Source organism: Micromonospora sp. NPDC049139 (assembly GCF_055586845.1).
Genome location: NZ_JBVJHK010000035.1, coordinates 22,515 through 42,457 on the forward strand (window position 1 = coordinate 22,515; position 19,943 = coordinate 42,457).

A 19,943-nucleotide genomic window follows, 5' to 3' on the forward strand; every position below is an offset into this window, starting at 1 on the left:
TCAGAGGCCGAGTTCGGCGTCGATGAGGTCGAAGATCTCGTCGTCGCTGGCCCGGTCGAGGTCGATGTCGAGGTCGGGGCTGCCGTCCGAGCCGGCGCGCATCGTCCGCCACTTGGCGATGAGCACCTCCAGCCGGGAGCCGATCTGGGCGTGCAGCTCCGGCTCGACGCTGGCTTCGGTCAGCGAGCGTTCCAGGTTCTCCAGGTCCGCGAGGACCGGCGGAACGTCGGGGCCGGTGTCCGGCGCGAGCTGGGCGAGCAGGAACTCGGCCAGCGCGTTCGGGTCCGGGTAGTCGAAGATCAGCGTGGCCGGCAGGCGCATTCCGGTCGCCGTGGTGAGCCGGTTGCGCAGCTCGACGGCGGTCAGCGAGTCGAAGCCGATCTGGCTGAACGCCCGGCCGGGGGCGACCGCCGCGCGGCTGCCGTGCCCGAGCACGCTCGCCGCCTGCTCGCGGACCAGGTCGACCAGCAGGGTGTGCCGGTCGGGACCGGCCAGGGCCGCCAGTTCGTCGGCGAGGGTGCGGCCGCCGGTGGCCGGGGCGGCCGACCGGGCGCTGGGCCGTTCCCGCCGGGTCAGTCCGCGTAGCAGGGCCGGGGGCCGGTCGACCGCGCCGAGGGCGGCGACGTCGATCCTGGTCGGCACCAGCACCGGCTCGGCCGTCCGCAGGCCCGCGTCGAACAGGGCCATGCCCAGGTCGGACGGGATCGCGAGCTGCCCGTCCCGGGCGGTGATCCGGGGGTCGGTGCGGTCCAGCTTGGCGGTCATCTCGCTGGCCTGCTCCCACAGGCCCCAGGCCAGCGACCGGCCCGGCAGCCCCTCGGCGCGGCGCGCCAGCGCGAGCGCGTCGAGGAACGCGTTGGCCGCCGCGTAGTTCGCCTGGCCGGGCACGCCGAAGACGCCGGCGCCGGAGGAGAACAGCACGAAGCCGGCCAGGTCGAGGTGCCGGGTCAGCTCGTGCAGGTGCCACGCGGCGTCGAGCTTCGGCGCGAAGACCGTGTCGAGGCGCTGCGGCGTCAGGGCGGTGACCACCCCGTCGTCGAGCACCCCGGCGAGGTGCACGACCGCGGTCAGCGGGTGCCGCGCCGGCACCGCGTCCAGCACCCCGGCCAGGCTGTCCCGGTCGGAGACGTCGGTCGCCACCACCGTGGCCTCGGCGCCCAGGGCTCGCAGCTCGGCGACCGTCTCGGCCGCGCCCGGGGCCTGCTCGCCCCGGCGGCTGACCAGCAGCAGCCGTCGTACGCCGTGGGTCTCGACCAGTCGCCGGGCGACCAGTTGGCCCAGGGTCCCGGTGCCGCCGGTGAGCAGCACGGTGCCGTCGGGGTCCCACGCCCGGGGCATGGTGAGCACCACCTTGCCGACATGCCGGGCCTGGCTGACGTAGCGGAACGCCTCCGGCGCCTGGCGCACGTCCCACACCTGCGTGGGCAGCGGGGTGAGCGCGCCGCGTTCGAAGAGCCCCAGCAGCACGACGAGCATGCGCTGCACCTCGTCGGGGTCCTCGAGGGTCAGGTCGAAGGCGGTGTAGTCGACGCCCGGGTGGTCGGCGGCGACCCGGGCGGCGTCCCGGATGTCCGTCTTGCCCATCTCGACGAACCGTCCGCCGCGCGGCAGCAGCCGCAGCGAGGCGTCGACGAACTCGCGGGCCAGGGAGTCCAGCACCACGTCGACGCCCCGGCCGCCGGTGGCGTCGGCGAACCGGGTCTCGAAGTCCAGGGTCCGGGACGAGGCCAGGTGGTCCTCGTCGATGCCCATCGCCCGCAGGGCGTCCCACTTGGCGGGGCTGGCGGTGGCGTACACCTCGGCGCCCAGATGCCGGGCGAGCTGCACGGCGGCCATGCCGACGCCGCCGGCCGCCGCGTGCACCAGCACCGACTCGCCCCGGCCGAGCCCGGCCAGGTTGACCAGGCCGTGGTACGCGGTCAGGAAGACCACCGGCACGGAAGCGGCCGCCACGTACGACCAGCCGGCCGGCATCGGGGCCAGCAGCCGGCGGTCGGTGACCGCGACGGGCCCGAAGCAGCCCACGAACACCCCGAACACCCGGTCGCCGGGGCGCAGGTCGGTCACCTCGGCGCCCACCTCGACGACCTCCCCGGCACCCTCGCCGCCGAGCGGCCCCGCGTCGCCCGGGTAGAGGCCGAGCGCGTTGAGCACGTCGCGGAAGTTCAGGCCGGCGGCGTGGACGCGGACGCGGACCTCGCGGGGGCCGAGGACGGCGTCGGCGGCGTCGGTCGGGCTGAGCGTGAGGTTCTCCAGGCTGCCGCGCACCGGCGCGTCCAGCCGCCACGCGGTGGCGGGCGGCGCGGCGAGTTCGCCCGCCGAGCCGGCCCGCGCCAGCCGCGGCACGTACGCGACGCCGCCGCGGACGGCGGCCTGCGGCTCGGCGGCGGCCAGCAGCGCGGCGACCTGGTCGGGGTCGATCCCGTCGGCGTCGACGTCGACGACGACCAGCTGGTCCGGGTTCTCCGACTGGGCGGAGCGGACCAGTCCCCACGCCGCCGCGGCGGCCGGGTCGGTGACCTCGCCGGCGCCGTGCACGGCCACCGCGCCGCGGGTCACCAGCAGCAGCCGCGAGGCCGCCCAGCGGGGTTCGGTGAGCCAGCGCCGGACCATGTCGAGGGCCGCGACGGCAGCGCGGCGGGCCGCCTGGGGGGCCGGCTGCGCCGGCTCCGCGTCGAGCGGCACGAGCACGGCCCCGGGCAGGTCCAGTCCCGCGTCGACGGCGGCGGCGAGCCCGTCCAGCCCCGGGTGGAGCGGGAACCCGTCGAGGCCGGGGGCGACCGCCACGGCCGCGACCGGCGCGACCCCGTCGGCCGGCGGCAGGGGCGTCCAGTCGAGGCGGAACAGGGCGTCGCGGGTGGCCCTGTCGTCGGTGACGGCCAGCTCCGCGGCCGAGATCGGCCGCATCGTCAGGGCGGTCACGTCGGCGACCGGGGCGCCGGTCGGGTCGGCGGCGGTCACCGCGATGGCGTACGGCCCGACCTGGGTGAGCCGGACCCGCAGCGCGGTCGCGCCGGTGGCGTACAGGGTGACGCCGTTCCAGGCGAACGGCAGCAGCAGCCGGCCGGCCCCCGCGTCGGCGAGGCCGCCGAAGTGGGCGGCGTGCAGGGCGGCGTCGAGCAGGGCCGGGTGCAGGCCGTAGCGGTCGGCGTCGACCCGCTGGACCGCCGGCAGCTCCACCTCGGCGTAGACCTCGTCGCCGCTGGTCCACACCGCCCGCAGCCCCTGGAACGCCGGCCCGTACGCGTAGCCGTCGGCGGCGAGGGTGGCGTAGAACCCGGTCAGGTCGACGGGGCGGGCGTCGCGCGGCGGCCAGTCGGTGAGCTGCGGCGGTGGGGTGGGCTGGACGGCGGAGAGGGTCGCGCTGGCGTGCCGGGTCCACGGGCTCCCGGCCGGGCCGTCGGCGGGCCGGGAGTGCAGGGTCACCGAGCGGCGCCCGTCGTCGCCGGCCGCCCCGACCGCCACCTGGATCTGGCTGGCGCCGTTGGCGGGCAGGGTCAGCGGGGCCTCGATGACCAGCTCGTCGAGGACGGGGTGGCCGATCTCGTCGCCGACGCGCAGGCAGAGTTCCACCAGGCCGGTGCCGGGCACCAGCACGCTGTCGGTGACCCGGTGGTCGGCGAGCCACGGCTGGACGTCGGTCGACAGCCGCCCGGTGAACAGGTGCCCCTTCGCCTCGGCCAGCGCCACCGACGCCCCGAGCAGCGGATGCCCGGCGGCGTCCAGGCCGGCGGCGCCGACGTCGCCGGGGCCGGCGACGGGCCGGGGCCAGTAGCGGCGGTGGGCGAACGCGTACGTGGGCAGGTCGACCCGCCGGCCGCCGGCCAGCGCGGGCCGCCAGTCGACGGGGACCCCGGCCACGTGCAGCTGGGCCAGGGAGAGCAGGAACCGGTCGTGGCCGCCCTGGTCGCGTTGCACCGAGCCGACCACCACGGTCCCGCCGTCGTGGTCGGCGAGGGTCTCCTCGATGCCGACGGTGAGCACCGGGTGGGGGCTGCACTCGACGTACGTGTCGTGGCCCTGGTCGGCCAGCGACCGGACGGCCCGCTCCAGCTCGACCGGCTGCCGCAGGTTGCGGTACCAGTAGTCGGGGCCCATCTCCTCGCCGTCGAGCCAGCGCAGGTCGGTGGTGGAGAACAGCGGCACGGCCGCCGGGCCGGGGGTGATGCCCGCCAGCACCTCGGCCAGCTCGTCGCGGATGCGTTCCACGTGCGCCGAGTGGGAGGCGTAGTCCACCGCGATCCGCCGCACCCGGGCCTGCTCGGCGCCCAGTTCGGCGAGGAGTTCCTCCACCGCGGCCGGCTCGCCGGAGACCACCACGGCGGCCGGGCCGTTCACAGCGGCCACCGCGATCCGGTCGCCGAACCGGGCGATCCGCTCGCGGACCGTGTCGGCGGGCAGCGCGACGGAGGCCATCGCCCCGTGCCCGGCCAACGCCCGGATGGCGCGGCTGCGCAGCGCCACGACCCGGGCGGCGTCGGGCAGGGAGAGCACCCCGGCGACGCAGGCGGCGGCGATCTCGCCCTGCGAGTGGCCGACCACGGCGGCGGGCTGGACGCCGTACGAGCGCCACAGCTCGGCGAGCGACACCATCATCGCGAACAGGGCGGGCTGCACCACGTCGACCTCGTCGAGGCCGGGCGCGCCGGGCGCCCGACGCAGCACGTCCAGCAGCGACCAGTCCAGGTACGGCCGCAGGGCCGCCTCGCAGGCCGCCATCCGCTCGGCGAACACCGAGGACTGGTCGAGCAGGTCCAGCCCCATGCCGAGCCACTGGGAGCCCTGGCCGGGGAAGACGAAGACGCACCTGCCGGCGGGCCCGACGTCGCCGCGTACCACGGCGGGGTCGGGGCGGCCCTCGGCGAGCGCGTCGAGGGCGGCGGCGATCCGGTCCGGGTCGGCGCCGACGAGCACCGCGCGGGCGTCGAAGGCGCTCCGGCCGGTGGCCAGCGACCAGGCCACGTCGAGGGGGCGCTGGTCGGGTCGCTCGGCGAGGTGGGCCCGCAGCCGGCGGGCCTGCCCGGCCAGCGCCTCCGGGGTACGCGCCGAGAGCAGCCACGGCAGCGCGCCAGTCGTCCCGGCGGCGGTCTCCGGCGTCGTCGCGGCCACCGCCTTCGGGGCCGGCCCGGTGGCCTCCGGGGCCGGTGCCGGCTCGGCGACGGCCTCGACGATCACGTGGGCGTTGGTGCCGCTGATGCCGAACGACGAGACGCCGGCGCGGGCCGGCCGGTCCGCCCGGGGCCAGGGGCGCGCCTCGGTGAGCAGCTCCACCGACCCGGCGTCCCAGTCGACCCGGGAGCTGCGGCGCTCGGCGTGCAGCGTGCGGGGCAGCCGGCCGTGCCGCATGGCGAGGACCATCTTCAGCACCCCGGCCACGCCGGCCGCGGCCTGGGTGTGCCCGAGGTTGGACTTGACCGAGCCCAACAGCACCGGCGCGGCGTCGGCCGGGCGCTGCCCGTACGTGGCAAGGATCGCCTCCGCCTCGATGGGGTCGCCCAGCGAGGTGCCGGTGCCGTGCGCCTCCACCACGTCCACGTCGGCGGGGGTCAGCCCGGCGGCGCCCAGCGCGGCCCGGATGACCCGCTCCTGGGACGGCCCGTTCGGGGCGGTCAGCCCGTTGGACGCGCCGTCCTGGTTGACCGCCGAGCCACGGACCACGGCGAGCACCGGGTGGCCCCGGCGGCGGGCCTCGGAGAGGCGTTCCACGACCAGCATCCCGACGCCCTCGGACATGCCGAAGCCGTCGGCGTCCTCGGCGAACGCCTTGCACCGCCCGTCGGCGGCGAGGCCACGCTGACGGCTGAACCCGGTCAGCCCGGCCGGGGTGGACATCACGGACACGCCGCCGGCCAGGGCCAGGTCGCAGTCGCCCTGGCGCAGCGCCTGGACGGCCAGGTGCAGCGCGACCAGCGACGCCGAGCAGGCGGTGTCCACGGTGACCGCCGGCCCCTCCAGCCCGAGCGCGTACGCGACCCGTCCGGACAGGACGCTGCCGGCCGTGCCGGTGAGCAGGTGCCCCTCGTCGGCGGTGACCTCACCGTCGTCGGAGGCGACACCCGGGGCGACCTGGTTGGCGTAGTCCTGGCCGTGCGTGCCGGCGAAGACGCCGGTGCGGCTGCCGCGCAGGGTGACCGGGTCGATGCCGGCGCGTTCCAGCGCCTCCCACGAGGTCTCCAGCAGCAGCCGGTGCTGCGGGTCCATGGCGAGGGCCTCGCGGGGGCTGATGCCGAAGAACTCGGCGTCGAAGTCGGCGATGCCGGTGAGGAACCCGCCGGCCCGCACGTACGTCCGGCCGGGCGTGCCGGGCACCGGGTCGTAGAGGTCGGCCAGCGGCCAGCCCCGGTCGCCGGGCAGGTCGCCGATGACGTCCGCGCCGGCGTCGAGCAGCCGCCACAGCTCCTCGGGGGAGCCGATGCCGCCGGGGAACCGGCAGGCCATGGCGACGACGGCGACCGGCTCGTCCAGGGCGACGGTGGTGGCGTCGGTGACCTCGGCGGCGGCGGTGCCGAGCAGCCGGGCGTGCAGGTGCGCGGCGAGCAGCTCCGGGGTGGGATGATTGAACACGGCGTGCGGGGCGAGCCGGACGCCGGTGACGGCGGTGAGCCGGTTGCTCAGTTCCACCGCCATCAGCGAGTCGAAGCCGAGTTCCTTGAAGGGGCGGCGCGGTTCGACCTGTTCGGGGCCGGTGTGCCCGACCACGGTGGCGCAGCGGGTGCGCACCAGGTCCAGCAGCAGGGCGGCGCGGTCGGGCTCGGCCAGCTCGGCCAGCCGGTCGGCGAAGCCACCGGTGGCGGCCGGCGCGGCGGCGGCGTTGACGGCCCGGCGGGGCGGCGGGGGCAGCAGCGCCCGCAGCAGGGCGGGCACCTCGCCGGAGGCCCGGACGGCGGCCAGGTCCAGCCCGATCGGCACCAGCGCCGGCCGGTCGGCGTGCAGCGCGGCGTCGAGCAACGCCAGGCCGGCGGCCGTGTCCAGGGGGCGGGTGCCGCCCCGGGCGAGCCGGGCCAGGTCGGCCGGGGTGAGCCGGCCGGCCATCCCGTCCTCGGTGGCCCACAGGCCCCACGCGAGGGCGGTCGCCGGCAGGCCGTGCGCGCGGCGGTGCGCGGCGAGCGCGTCGAGGAACGCGTTGCCGGCCGCGTAGTTGCCCTGGCCGGGGCTGCCGAAGACGGCCGCGGCCGAGGAGAACAGCACGAACGCGGCCAGGTCCAGCTCGGCGGTCAGCTCGTGCAGGTGCCACGCCCCGTGCACCTTGGATCGCAGGGCCCGCTCCCAGCGGGCCGGGTCGAGGTCGGTGAGCAGCGCGTCGTCTGTGGCCCCGGCGGCGTGCACCACGGCGACCAGCCGGTCGGCCAGCGTTGCGACGACCTCGGCGAGGGCCGTCCGGTCCGCCACGTCGACCGCGACCACCCGGACGGTGACGCCGGCGTCGGCCAGGTCGGTGGTCCAGTCGGCGGCCCGGCCCGTGCGGCTGAGCAGGACCAGCTCGGCGACGCCGTGCACGGTGGCGAGGTGGGCGGCGACGTGCCGGCCGATCCCGCCCGTGCCGCCGGTCACCAGCACGGTGCCGCCGGCCAGCGCCGGGGCCGGCGTGCCGGCCGGCGGGTGCTCGACCGGGCGGAGCCGGGGCAGCAACGCCCGGCCGTCGCGGACCGCGACCTCGGGCTCGTCGGCGGCGACGGCCAGCGCCGCCCGGACGGTGGCGTCGTCGGTGGCGTCGAGGCTGAGCAGCAGGAACCGGTCCGGGTGCTCGGCCTGGGCGACCCGGACCAGCCCGGCCACCGGGGCGTGCACCGGGTCGCCGTCGCGGACGGCCACGGCCAGCCGGGTGGTCTCCGCGCGGGGGTCGGCCAGCCAGCGCTGGAGCACGTCGAGGACGGCGAGGCCGACGGCGTGCGCCCGGTCGGGCACCGGGCCGCCCGGCTCGCCGTCGCCGACGCGCAGCACCAGCAGCGGCGGCAGCGGCCCGTCCGGGGGCGTGTCGTCGGCGAGCGTCCAGGAGGGCGCCGGCGTCGCCGGGAACGCCGCCGGCAGCCAGTCGACGGCGTACAGCCCGGCGGGGGCGGGCTCCGGCGCCGGCGCTTCGGCGGGCGGCAGCGCCACGGACCGCAGCACGACCCGGTCCGCGTCGAGCACGGGCGCGCCCGCGTCGTCGACGGCGCTCAGCGTCACCGCGTCCGCCCCGGCGGGGGCCAGGCTGACGCGCAGCGCGTGCGCGCCGGTGGCGTGGACGCGCACGCCCGTCCAGTCGGTGGGCACCAGCCGGACGGTGGGCGCGGCGTCGGGGTCGGCGGTGGGCGCGGCGTCATCGGTTGGCGCGGCGTCGGCGCCCGGCGCGAAGTCGGCGAGCGGGAGCAGGCGCAGGGCCGCGTCCAGCACCAGCGGGTGCACGCCGTACCGCTCGGCGTCCGGATCCCGCGCGTCCTCGGGCAGGCGTACGTCGACGAAGAGCCGGTCGGCGGCGACCCACGCGGCCCGGGCCAGCTCCCCGGCGACCGCCCGGCGCTGCGGGGTGGTCAGGTCCACCGGCCGGGCCCCGACGGGCGGCCAGGCCGGGGCGTGGACGCTGTGCCCGCTCTCGGCGTCGACCGGGGCGAGCACCGCCTCGGCGACCTCCCGCCACGGCTGCCCGTCGCCGGACCGGACGTGGCAGCGCGCCGTCCGACGCCCGTGCTCGTCGGGCGCGGAGACGACGACCTGCACCTCGACGGTCAGCTCGGCGGGCAGCGGCACCGGCTCGGGGACGCGCAGCCGCTCCACGGCCGGGGCGCCGAGCTGCTCGCCGAGGTGGGTGAGCATGTCCAGCAGCGCGGTGGCGGGCAGCAGCGCCGGTGCGCCGTCGCCGGGGGCGGCCAGCCACGGCTGGGTGGCCGCGGAGACCTGGCCGGTGCAGACCACCTGCCCGGTGCCGGCGACCGGCAGCACCGCGCCGAGCAGCGGGTGCCCGGCGTCGGCCAGCCCGATGCCGGCCGGGCCGCCGGCCGCGGCCCCGGCGGGCAGCCAGTAGTGCCGGCGCTGGAAGGCGTACGTGGGCAGGTCGACCGGGCGGTGCGGGCCGGGGCCGGCGAGAGCGGCGCGGTCCACGGCGACGCCCCGCACGTGCAGCCGCGCCACGGCGGCGAGCAGCGCCGCCGGCTCGTCGGCGCCGCCCCGCACGGCGGGCACGAAGGCCAGCTCGTCGGACTCGGCGGCGAGGCAGTCCTGGGCCATGGCGGTGAGCACGCCGGCCGGGCCGAGTTCCAGGAAGGTGGTGACCCCCTGCCGGTGCAGGGCCCGCACGCCGTCGTGGAAGCGGACGGTGCCCCGCACGTGCGCCACCCAGTAGTCGGGCGAGCAGAGCCGGGCCGGGTCGACGGGGTGGCCGGTCAGGTTGGACACCACCGGCAGGTGCGGGGTGCGGTACGTGAGGCCGGCCGCCACCTCGCGGAACGCATCGAGCATCGGCTCCATGCGCGGCGAGTGGAACGCGTGCGACACCCGCAGCCGGCTGGTCCGCCGCCCGGCGGCGCGCAGGGTGGCCACGACGGCCAGTACGGCGTCGGTGTCGCCGGAGACGACCACGCTGGTCGGTCCGTTGACGGCGGCGAGACCGACCCGGTCGGTCAGGTGGGCGGCGACCTCGGCCTCGTCGGCCTCGACGGCGACCATCGCGCCCCCGGCGGGCAACTGCTGCATGAGCCGGGCCCGGGCGGCGACGAGCGCCGCCGCGTCGGCGAGCGGGAACACCCCGGCCACGTGCGCGGCGGCCAGCTCGCCGACGGAGTGCCCGAGCACCGCGTCGGGGCGTACGCCCCAGGACTCCAGCAGGCGGTAGAGGGCCACCTCGAAGGCGAACAGCCCCGGCTGGGTGTAGAGGGTCTGGTCGAGCTGCCCGGCCAGGTCGCTGCCCTCGGGGGCGAACACCACGTCGGCGACGGGGTGCGGGGCGTGGCCGGCGAGGCAGCGGTCGAGTTCGGCGCAGGCGGCGTCGAACGCGTCGGCGAAGACGGGATACGCCGCGTGCAGCTCGCGACCCATGCCGGGACGCTGGCCGCCCTGCCCGCCGAAGAGCAGGCCGAGCTGACCGTCGACGACGCGGCCGGTCAGCAGCGCCGGGACGTCCGGGTCGGGCTCGCCCCGGGTCAGCGCGGTCAGCCCGGCGCGGGCGGCGGCCGGATCACCGGCCAGCACGACCGCCCGGTGCTCCAGGGCGGCGCGGGTGGTGGCGAGCGCGTGCCCGACGTCGGCCGGGTCGGCGTCCGCCCCGGGCCCGTCGAGCCAGGTCAGCAGGCGGGCCGCCTGGTCCCGCAGCGCCTCGCCGGAGGCAGCGGCGATCAGCCACGGCACGGGCCTCCGCCGGCCGTCGGTGCGCTCGGTCCGCGGCTGCGGCCCGTCGGTCGCCGGGTCGGCGGAGGGCGCCTCGACGATGACGTGGGCGTTGGTACCGCTGATGCCGAACGACGAGACGCCGGCCCGGCGGGGCCGCCGCACGTCGGGCCACGGGCGGGCCTCGGTGAGCACCTCGACCGCGCCGGCGGACCAGTCCACCTCGGACGTCGGGGCGTCCACGTGCAGGGTGCGCGGCATCGTCCCGTGCCGCATGGCGAGCACCATCTTGATCACCCCGGCGGCGCCGGCGGCGGCCTGGGTGTGACCGAGGTTGGACTTCAGCGAGCCCAGCCGCAGCGGCTCGGCGTCGCCGCGGCCCGCGCCGTACGTGGCGAGCAGCGCCTGCGCCTCGATCGGGTCGCCGAGCCGGGTGCCCGTGCCGTGCGCCTCGACGACGTCCACGTCGGCGGCGGCAAGGCCGGCGACGGCCAGCGCCCGGCGGATGACCCGCTCCTGGGCGGGGCCGTTGGGGGCGGTGAGCCCGTTGGACGCGCCGTCCTGGTTGACGGCCGAGCCGCGCAGCACGGCGAGGACGGGGTGCCCGCGCCGGCGGGCGTCGGAGAGCCGTTCCAGCAGCAGCACGGCGACGCCCTCGGACCAGCCGGTGCCGTCGGCGCCCTCGGCGAACGCCTTGCACCGGCCGTCCGGGGCGAGCCCGCGCTGCCGGCTGAACTCGACGAACGCCTGCGGGGTGCCCATCACGGCCACGCCGCCGGCCACCGCGAGGGAGCAGTCCCCGGCGCGCAGCGCCTGGGCGGCCAGGTGCAGCGCCACCAGCGAAGACGAGCACGCCGTGTCGACGGTGACCGCGGGCCCCTCCAGCCCCAGCGCGTACGCGACCCGGCCGGAGACGACGCTGCCGGCGGTGCCGACGCCGAGGTAGCCCTCGGTGCCGGGCGGCGCCTGGCGCGGGTTCGCGGCGTAGTCGTGGTGCATGACGCCGGTGAAGACGCCGGTGGCGCTGCCGCGCAGCGAGGTCGGGTCGATGCCGGCCCGCTCGAACAGCTCCCAGGACGTCTCCAGCAGCAGCCGCTGCTGCGGGTCCATGGCCAGCGCCTCGCGGGGGCTGATCGCGAAGAGGGTGGCGTCGAAGTCGGCGGCGTCGGTGAGGAAGCCGCCCACCCGGACGTACGAGGTGCCGGGGCGGTCGGGGTCGTCGGAGAACAGGTGCGCCAGGTCCCAGCCCCGGTCGGCGGGGAACTCCGTGAGCCCCTCCCGGCCCTGGTCGACCAGCTCCCACAGCTCCTCGGGGGAGCTGACGCCGCCGGGGAGCCGGCAGGCCATGGCGACGACGACCACCGGGTCGTCCACCGTGGACGCCGGCGCGGGCCGGTCGGGCACCGCGCCGGGCTCCGGGGTGGCGCCGCGCAGCCGGGCGGCGAGGTGTCGGGCGAGGGCGTCCGGGCTGGGCTGGTCGAACGCGGCCGTCGCGGAGAGCCGTACCCCGGTGGCCTGGGCCAGCCGGTCGCGCAGGGCGACCGCGCTGACCGACGTGAAGCCGAGTTCCTTGAAGGCCCGGCCCGGGCGGACCGCGGCCGGCCCGGGCAGGTTGGCCACCTCGGCGGTGGCGGCGCGGACCAGGTCGAGCAGGATCCGGTCGCCCTCGGCGGTGGTCAGCCCGGCCAGCCGGCGGCGCAGCTCGGCCGCCTCCCGGTCGTCGGCGGCGTCGCGGTCGGCCCCGACGGGCGTACGCCAGGCGGGGTGCGCGGCGTCGGCGTGGCCCGCCGGTCGGGCGAGCAGCACCAGCTCGTCGCCGTCGTGGGCCACGTCGAACGCGGCGAGGTCGGCGCGCACCTCCGCCGGCAGGTCGCCGGTCGTCTCCCCGGCCGTGGCCGGCGTGGCCGGCTCCCGGTCGGCGCGCGCGGTCGTGCCGACGAGCCGGGCCGGAAGGCCGGCGGCCCGGCGGTGGGCGGCCAGGGCGTGCAGGGCGCCGACGGCCGACGCCGCCCGCTCCCGGTCGGCGGCGCCGAGCAGCAGCGCGGACGGGGCCAGGACGGTGAACGCGGCGGCCGGGTGCCGGGCGGCGTCGCCCAGCGTCCCGGCGAGGCCGAGCAGCCGGTCGACGGCGTCGTCGTCGGCCAGGTCGCCCTCGGCCAGGCAGAGGAAGACCGCCCCGGCCGGCTCGTCGCCCGCCTGGTCGGCGGGCAGCGCGACGGCCTCGGCGCCGGCGGCGGTGAGCTCGGCGGCCAGGTCGGCCAGCGCGGGCGCAGCGGTGGCGCCCGTGTGCGGCAGCCGCAGCCGGCGGACGCCGTACGCGGCGACGAGGTGTCGGGCCAGCGCCGCGCCGGTCGGCCCGTCGGCGCCGGTGACCACGGCCGGGTGGGCCGGGTCGACCACCGCGGTCGGCCGCGCCGGCATGGTCGCGGGGGCGGGCGCGAGGACCGCGTGCCGGGCGGTCCCGGCGCGGAGGGCGACCTGCGCGGCGCCGGCGTCCACCGCGGCGGGCAGCAGGGCGATCGAGGCCGCGTCGGCGTCGTGGTCGACCAGCACGATCCGGTCCGGGTGCGCGGCCTGGAGGCAGCGTCCGAGGGCCTGCACCGCGCCCGCCGCCGGGTCGGTCCCGGCGGTCGTGCTGGCCGCGTCGACGGATTCGCCGGTCTCGGCGGACGCCGAGGTGGCGTCGCCGGGCCCGGCGGTCAGCAGCACCAGCCGGGTGCCGGCGAAGCGGTCGTCGTCGAGCCAGCCGCGCAGCCGGTCGGCGAGGTCCGCCGGGACGGCGTCGGCCGGGTCGACCGCCAGCACCGTCACGTCGGGTACGTCCGGGGCCCCGCGCAGGGCGGCGAGGTCCGGGTGGGACCGGAACCTGTCCCCCGTCGACGCCGCGCGCAGCGCCTCCACCAGTGCCGCGCCGGTGGGCCCGACGACCGCCCAGCGGCGGGCCGGGGCGGCGGCGGTCAGGGCCGCCGTCGGCACGGGCGCCTCGACCGGCGGTACGGCGGTCAGGTCCAGCGGTTGCCAGGCGAGCCGGCTCAGCGTCTCGTGGTGGCTGCCGTTGACGGCGCGCAGCCGGGCCGGCCGGTCGAGCAGCAGCCGGCGGGTGACCTTGCCGGAGGCGGTGCGGGGCACCCGCGCGATCTCGTACAGCTCCTCGGGGACCTTGTGGTAGGAGAGCTTCTCCCGGCAGGCCGCGTACCCGGCGCGCGGGTCGAAACCCTCCGGCCCGGGCACCACGAACGCCACCGGCACCTCACCGAGCACGTCGTGCGGCCGGCCGGTCACCGCCACGTCGGCGACGCCGGGCACCGCGCGCAGCGCCTCCTCCACCTCGGCGGGGTGGATCTTCTCGCCGCCCCGGATGATCAACTCCTGGTGCCGCCCGGTGACGAAGATGTTGCCGTCGGCGTCGCGCCGGGCCAGGTCGCCGGTGCGGTACCAGCCGTCGCGCAAGGCGGCGGCGGTGAGTTCCGGCAGGCCGTGGTAGCCGAGCATGAGGCTCGGCCCGCGCACCCAGACCTCGCCCTCGGCGCCGGCCGGCACGTCCAGGCCGGTCTGCGGGCTGACCAGGCGCACGTCGACGCCCGGCACCGCGAGCCCGCAGGAGCCCTCGACGCGGGGCCGGTCCGGCCGGGTGACGGCGATCGAGCCGCAGGTCTCCGTGCTGCCGTACGCGTCGAGCAGCGGCGCGTCGAAGACCTCCTCGAACGCCCGCCGCAGCGCGCCGGTGGTGATCGCCCCGCCGACCAGGCAGACCCGCAGGGCCGGGGCGCGGAAGCCGGTCTCCCGGGCGGCGGTGACCAGGTGGTGGTACATGGCCGGCACGCCGGCCAGCACGGTGGCCTCGTCCTCGTCGACCGCGCGCAGCACGTCGTCGGCGGAGAAGCCGTCGACGAGCCGGGCCGTGGCGCCGACCGCGGTCACGCTGAGCACGCAGCCGATGTGGGAGAGGCTGTGGAACAGCGGGAGCGGCCAGACCACCCGGTCGGCGGCGGTGAGCCCGGGGATCGGCACGTAGCAGGAGGCGACCGACCAGAGGCAGGTGCGCTGGGTGGAGAGCACGCCCTTGGGCCGGCCGGTGGTGCCGGAGGTGTAGAGCATCCAGGCGACCTCGTCGAGGCCCAGGTCGTCGCGGGCGGCCACACCGGGCTCGGTGTCGACCAGCGCGTTCCAGGCGGTGACCCCGGCGGGCACCGGGCCGTCGCCGGTGACCACCACCCGCAGACCCGGCCGCTCGGCGCGCAGCCGCAGCACCTGGTCGAGGTGTTCCGGGTCGGTGACCACCAGCACCGCGCCGGAGTCGTCCAGCAGGTGGGCCAGCTCCGCGTCCGTGCTGCGCGGGTTCAGCGGTACGCCGACTGCCGCCGCCCGCGTGACGGCCAGCCAGGTCTCCACCGTCTCCACCCGGTTGCCGAGGCAGAAGGCCACCCGGTCGCCCCGCCCGACGCCCGACGCCGCGAGGTGCCCGGCCAGTCGGCGGGTCCGCACGTAGAGGTCGGCGTACCCGACCGCCCTGCGGTCGTCGCGGAACGCGACCTTGTCGCCGAACCTGGCGGCGTGGGCCGCGAGCAGGTCGGGCAACGGCTGGATCAGGTCGCTCCGCAGCATGTCACCACATTCCGTCCGTCGGCGAGACTCCCTCGTCCGCGGCCTGGACTCGCTCGCCGTAACGGCCCAAGTCTTCCCAGCGCCCGGCCGGCAACCTACCCCTGTCACCCCCTAAGTCGTCCCCAGATCCGGCCGCCGATCCGATGGCGGGACGCGCCGCAGGCCGATGATGGGGCGACCCCCGCAGGCCGTCGAGCCCCGTGCTCCACCCGCCCCGTCAGCCGAGGTGCCGTCGTTGGAACGCTGCTGGTTGTTCGCCCGCCTGGCCGTGCCGGCCGACGGACGCCCGGACGCGCGGGTGCCCGAGTTGGTCGGCACGGTCCTCACCGACCTCGTCACCGCCACCCGCCGCGCCGACCCGGGCACGGACTGGTTCTTCGACCTGCTTGACACGTCCACCGGGCGGTGGCTCAGCCTCGGCTTCCACGCCGCCCCGGCCGCGCTCGACGCGGTCCGGGCGCGGCTGCTCACGTACGACCCGCGGGTGTCCTTCGCGCCGGCCCCGGACACGGTGCGGGACGCTGCCCGGGGCGGCCCGCTCGCGTCCGCCGGCAGCGACCTGGCCCTGGCCCTGCTCGGCGGGGACGCTCCCTGGCTGGCCGGCGTCGAGCTGCCGCTGGCCGTGGCGCACCTGCGACACCTGACCGGGCTGGTGCCGGCGGCCGACCGGCTGGCGTTCCTCTTCCTGCACTGGCAGGACCGCAGCCAGCGGCTCACCGGGGCGCAACGGCGGGACCTGGCCGCGCAGGCGGACGCCGAGGCGGAGAAGATCGTCCTGGCGGCCGGGGACCTGCCGCTGGGCGGGGAGATCGCCGTCGCGTGGCAGCTCTACCTGGACCGGGTGGCCCACGTGGTCGGCCGGGAGCACCCGGCAGCGCCGCGCGGCTTCCTGCTGGCGCACCACGCGCAACTCACCCACGAACGCTGGGGTATCGGGCCGGACGTCGACTCGCTGGCGGCGCTGGCGCTGCGCCTGTCGATGGTCCGCGACCGCCCCGCCGCCCCCGCACCGGCCCCGATCCCGCAGCAGAGGAGACAGCAACCGCATGCACGCGTCCGCGCCTGACCGTCCCGCCCCCGCCGACCCGGCCCGGATCGAGGTGGCGCTCGGCGAGCGCGCGTACCCGGTGCTGATCGGCCCCGGCGTGCGTCACCGGCTGCCGGCGGAGGTGGCGCGGATCGGCGCGCGGCGGGTCGTGGTGGTCTCGGCCCGACCGCCGGAGTGGACCCCCGACCCGGGGGTGCCGCACCGGGTGGTGCCGGCCCGCGACGGCGAGCACGACAAGAACCTGGCCACGGTGGAGCAGCTCTGCCGGGCGTTCGCCGGCTTCGGGCTGACCCGCGCCGACGCGGTGGTCTCCTGCGGTGGCGGCACCACCACGGACGTGGTCGGGCTGGCCGCCGGGCTCTACCACCGGGGTGTCGCGGTGATCCACCTGCCGACCTCGCTGCTCGCCCAGGTGGACGCCAGCGTCGGCGGGAAGACGGCGGTCAACCTGCCGGAGGGCAAGAACCTCGTCGGGGTGTACTGGCAGCCCCGGGCGGTGCTCTGCGACACCGAGCACCTGGGCACGCTGCCGGAGCGGGAGTGGCGCAACGGGTACGGGGAGATCGCCCGGGCGCACTTCATCGGCGCCGGCGAGCTGCGCGACCGGCCCGTGGCGGAGCAGATCGCCGCCTGCGTCGCGCTCAAGGCGTCGGTAGTGGCTGCCGACGAACGCGACTCCGGGCTGCGGCACATCCTCAACTACGGACACACGCTGGGGCACGCGCTGGAGCGGGCCACCGACTTCCGGCTGCGACACGGCGAGGCGGTCGGCGTCGGCACGGTCTTCGCGGGCCGGCTGGCCGGCGTCCTCGGCCGCATCCCACGCGCCCGGGTGGCCGAGCACCGAAACGTGGTGGCGGACTACGGCCTGGACACGACGCTGCCGGCCGGCGTCGACCACGACGAGTTGCTCGCGCTGATGCGGCGGGACAAGAAGGCCACGTCCGGCCTGTCGTTCGTGCTCGACGGCCCGGCCGGCCCCGAGCTGGTCGCCGACGTCCCCGAGCCCGCCGTCCGCGCCGCCCTCACCGGCATGTGACGGCCTACCGGCCGCAGCCCCACGCCCGCCCACCCACCGTCGCGAGGACATGGGCTGCCGCGTCGGCGACGCGGTCGGCTTCAACAGCCGTCAGCGCGGGGTCGGTCCGACGTGTCGCGACAGCTCGTTCCAGCGCCGACAGCGGATCGCCCCCGAACCAGGACGGCCGGTCGTACCGGGTCAGGGTGGGTGACGGTGCCCCCGGGCCGCCTGCACGGCCCGGGGGTGACGCGTCAACTGCCCAGCGCCCGCTGGATCTGCGCGACCAGCACTCCGCAGGCGTACCGGTCCGAGGCGCCGACCATGCCGACGATGGTCGCCGGCTGCGGGCCGTTGTCCGTCTCCGCCGGGTCGTGGTGCATGAACACGATCAGTTCCCCACGATCGATGAACGGGGCGAGGATCGGCTCGGCGTCGACACCGGGCGCGAGCGAGAAGAACGTGGTCATGGCGCAGGGGTGTTGACCCAGCAGCGAGCTGCGGTGCAGCACGGATGCGGTGGCTCCGCTGACCCGGAAGTTCGGGTCGATGACCCGCAGTTGGCCGTCCCGGCTGATGCCGGCGTCGAACGCGCAGTATCCCCGGTATCCGAGCGCACTGGCCTTCCGGACCCCTACCGTAAGCGCTTCGACGAGTTCCGCCGGCGGCTGGTCGTCGTCGTCCATCACACAACCGACCCACGTCGAGGTGGGCTGCGGCAGGTGTACGGACGCGCCGAAGTAATGCACCGATCCGCTTTCCGTCACGCCGAACTGGAGTCCCCAGATCGTCCGGAAGGGCACCTCCTCCTCGACGATCCACCGATCGCTCACCTGTTCCAGTTGGTTGAACAGTGACCGGTTCAACCGGTCCTGCAACCGCCTGGTGAAGATGGCGATTCCGCTGTACACCTCGACACCGGCCGGTTTCACGACGGCCGGTCGGCGGTCCTGCTGCACGATCCGTCGCACCTCGGCGGGAGTGGCGACCTGGCGACGGGGCAGATATTCCGGTGCGATCAGTGTTTCCAGCACGGTCTTGTTGTTGAGGCGGGCCAGCAGATCCGGCGACACCCGGGCTCGCGCCTCCCGGAGCTGTGGATCGTGCGGAGGGAATTGGAACTCCAGCACTTCGCCCCGATCGGCGGCTTCCCGGGCGAGCTGCATCGCCTGCGCGCCGGAGCGGAATTCGCGCAGATCAGTCGGCGTCTTGAGACCACACCGACTGAGCAGGCGCAGTGATTTCTCCGCACTCGATCCGGTGCTGCAGATGACCGCCGCCTGCTGCGGCAGCGTCAGGTGAAGTCCGGTGATCATGTCCAGGCCGTTGTACAGGGCGGAGCCCGCGCCGGCGAGATAGCGGCTGCCGGCGGTCGCCACCGGATCCGGTGGTCGGGCGAGCACCACTCCATCCGGAGCGAACACCTGTGCCTGGATAGGCGCATCCATGGAATCTCCTGACATGCCGGCCCACGCGGGGCCTCGGGGTGGCACGAAGTCCGGGTGCGCCACGACCACGAACAGCGGAGGACGTGGACGTTGTGGGCTCCCGGGTCGGGGTGAGGCCGCTCGGCCACGAGAGTCGGGCGTGCCGCGTGCACCGGCCGGACGGGTCTCAGGCTGGACCGGCCAGGTAGCGGACTGGCTTGTGGTCAGCGCTGCGTTGGCGAGGTGCACACCATCAGGCGGTGTCTGAAATGCCAGTCACCGACTGGGTCATGATCGAGAAAGCATAGTCAGATCTCATTGCCCCGGGATGGGCCGGTCAGCCGAGCACGGACTGCCCTTTTCGCCGCCGGAATCGCCGATGCTCCGAGCGGGACCCTCGTCCGAGGGCTGACCGAATAGCTGCATTCGGAAGGACCACGGGATCATGAGCAGTCGCAACCGGACGATCGCAACCAACCGTTCCGGGCGGCGTCGACGATCCACGGTGGACGGACGCCGCGGCGGACCATTCCGCCGACAAACCACGACTGGTCCACACTGACCAGCTCAAATGGCCGACTCGACGGCACCGAGACCGCACCCGTGCCGATGCCGGCCGTCACGCGGAACGGGCCCCGGCCAACCCCGGCCGCGATCTCCGGCCGAGGCACTAGGGGTCGACGGGACGTAGCTCTAGGGGTGTACTCCCCTCCACGGGGCTTCGTAGGGTCGGGCCCCATTGGTTCGTCGTTCCCTTTCACCGCAACGAATGGGGACGATCGTGGGTGCGCGGCGCCCTGACGGACGGGAGGCGCGGGTGACCGGATCGGACACCGACCTGCTCCCGCCGATCGGCGACGTGGTCACGGTCCGGGATCCGGGCGGTGGTCACGCGCTGACCGCACGGCTGTTCCCACGCCACGGCCACACCTCGGGCCGTCCGGCACGCGAACCGGCCCGGATGTCGCGCCGGTCGGGATCCGCCCGACGGGCGGCACCGAGGCCACGACCGACCGGCAGAGCCGGTACGGTCGCCGAACCGTCCCCACGAGCCGCGAATCACCTGCGGTACGGCGGGTTGCGCGCCGACGGGAACGCGCCTGGGGCGTCCCCGTGAGCGGTACCGGCATCCCACGCCGCCCCGCACCTGCGTGTCACACCATGCCGTCCGGCGTACGGCACATCGGCTGACCGGCCACTCCGGCCAGGTGCTTTCCGGTCGCCCCCCTTTCAATCGGAGGTTCAAGCTCATGTCTGTCGGGTTCGAGCGTGCTCACGCCGTGGCCGGTGCGGTGGACGCCGAGGTCCTCGACCTGGTGGGTGACCTGCGTCGGCCGGCGGTGTGGCCGGCTCGGGCGGCGTCGGTGTTCCGGGCGCTGTCCCCGTCGTTGCCTGGCGGGGCGGCCGGTGAGGTGGTGGTGGCGGGGCTCGTGGCGGTTCTGGCGCGGTGGACCGGTCAGGGCGAGGTGGTGGTGGGGCTGTCGTCGGGTGGTGTGTTGCGGGTGGGCGTGGCGGGTGATCCGGGGTTCGGGGTGTTGGTGTCGCG

Annotated in this window: 5 protein-coding genes; 3 read left to right on the forward strand and 2 right to left on the reverse strand. The window is 76.7% G+C overall.

The annotated features are described in order from the left end of the window. The gene (locus ACZ6Q9_RS32625; RefSeq protein ID WP_396831120.1) at positions 1-14,904 is read right to left on the reverse strand and encodes an SDR family NAD(P)-dependent oxidoreductase; all 14,904 of its coding nucleotides are present in this window, start codon (positions 14,902-14,904) and stop codon (positions 1-3) included. Between the two features lie 226 nt (positions 14,905-15,130). Here ACZ6Q9_RS32625 and ACZ6Q9_RS32630 point away from each other — a divergent pair, with 226 nt between their 5' ends. Together ACZ6Q9_RS32630 and ACZ6Q9_RS32635 are read left to right on the forward strand one after the other, a co-directional pair. Then, positions 15,131-15,970: a hypothetical protein gene (locus ACZ6Q9_RS32630; RefSeq protein ID WP_396831122.1), complete on the forward strand. Its 840-nt coding sequence runs from the start codon at positions 15,131-15,133 to the stop codon at positions 15,968-15,970. After that, on the forward strand, positions 15,951-16,991 hold the full coding sequence (locus tag ACZ6Q9_RS32635; protein WP_396831125.1) for a 3-dehydroquinate synthase family protein: 1,041 nt from the start codon (positions 15,951-15,953) through the stop codon (positions 16,989-16,991). Before ACZ6Q9_RS32630 ends, ACZ6Q9_RS32635 begins: the two co-directional genes overlap by 20 nt. A 233-nt stretch (positions 16,992-17,224) precedes the next feature. On the opposite strand, the gene ACZ6Q9_RS32640 is transcribed toward ACZ6Q9_RS32635, so the two are convergent. Then, entirely contained in the window at positions 17,225-18,418 is a 1,194-nt protein-coding gene (locus ACZ6Q9_RS32640) for an ATP-grasp domain-containing protein (protein ID WP_396831127.1), read from the reverse strand. A 1,229-nt stretch (positions 18,419-19,647) separates the two neighbouring features. Between ACZ6Q9_RS32640 and ACZ6Q9_RS32645 the strand changes: the two genes are divergently transcribed. Then, a partial coding sequence (locus ACZ6Q9_RS32645) for a hypothetical protein (protein ID WP_466021467.1) occupies positions 19,648-19,943 on the forward strand: 296 nt, incomplete at its 3' end.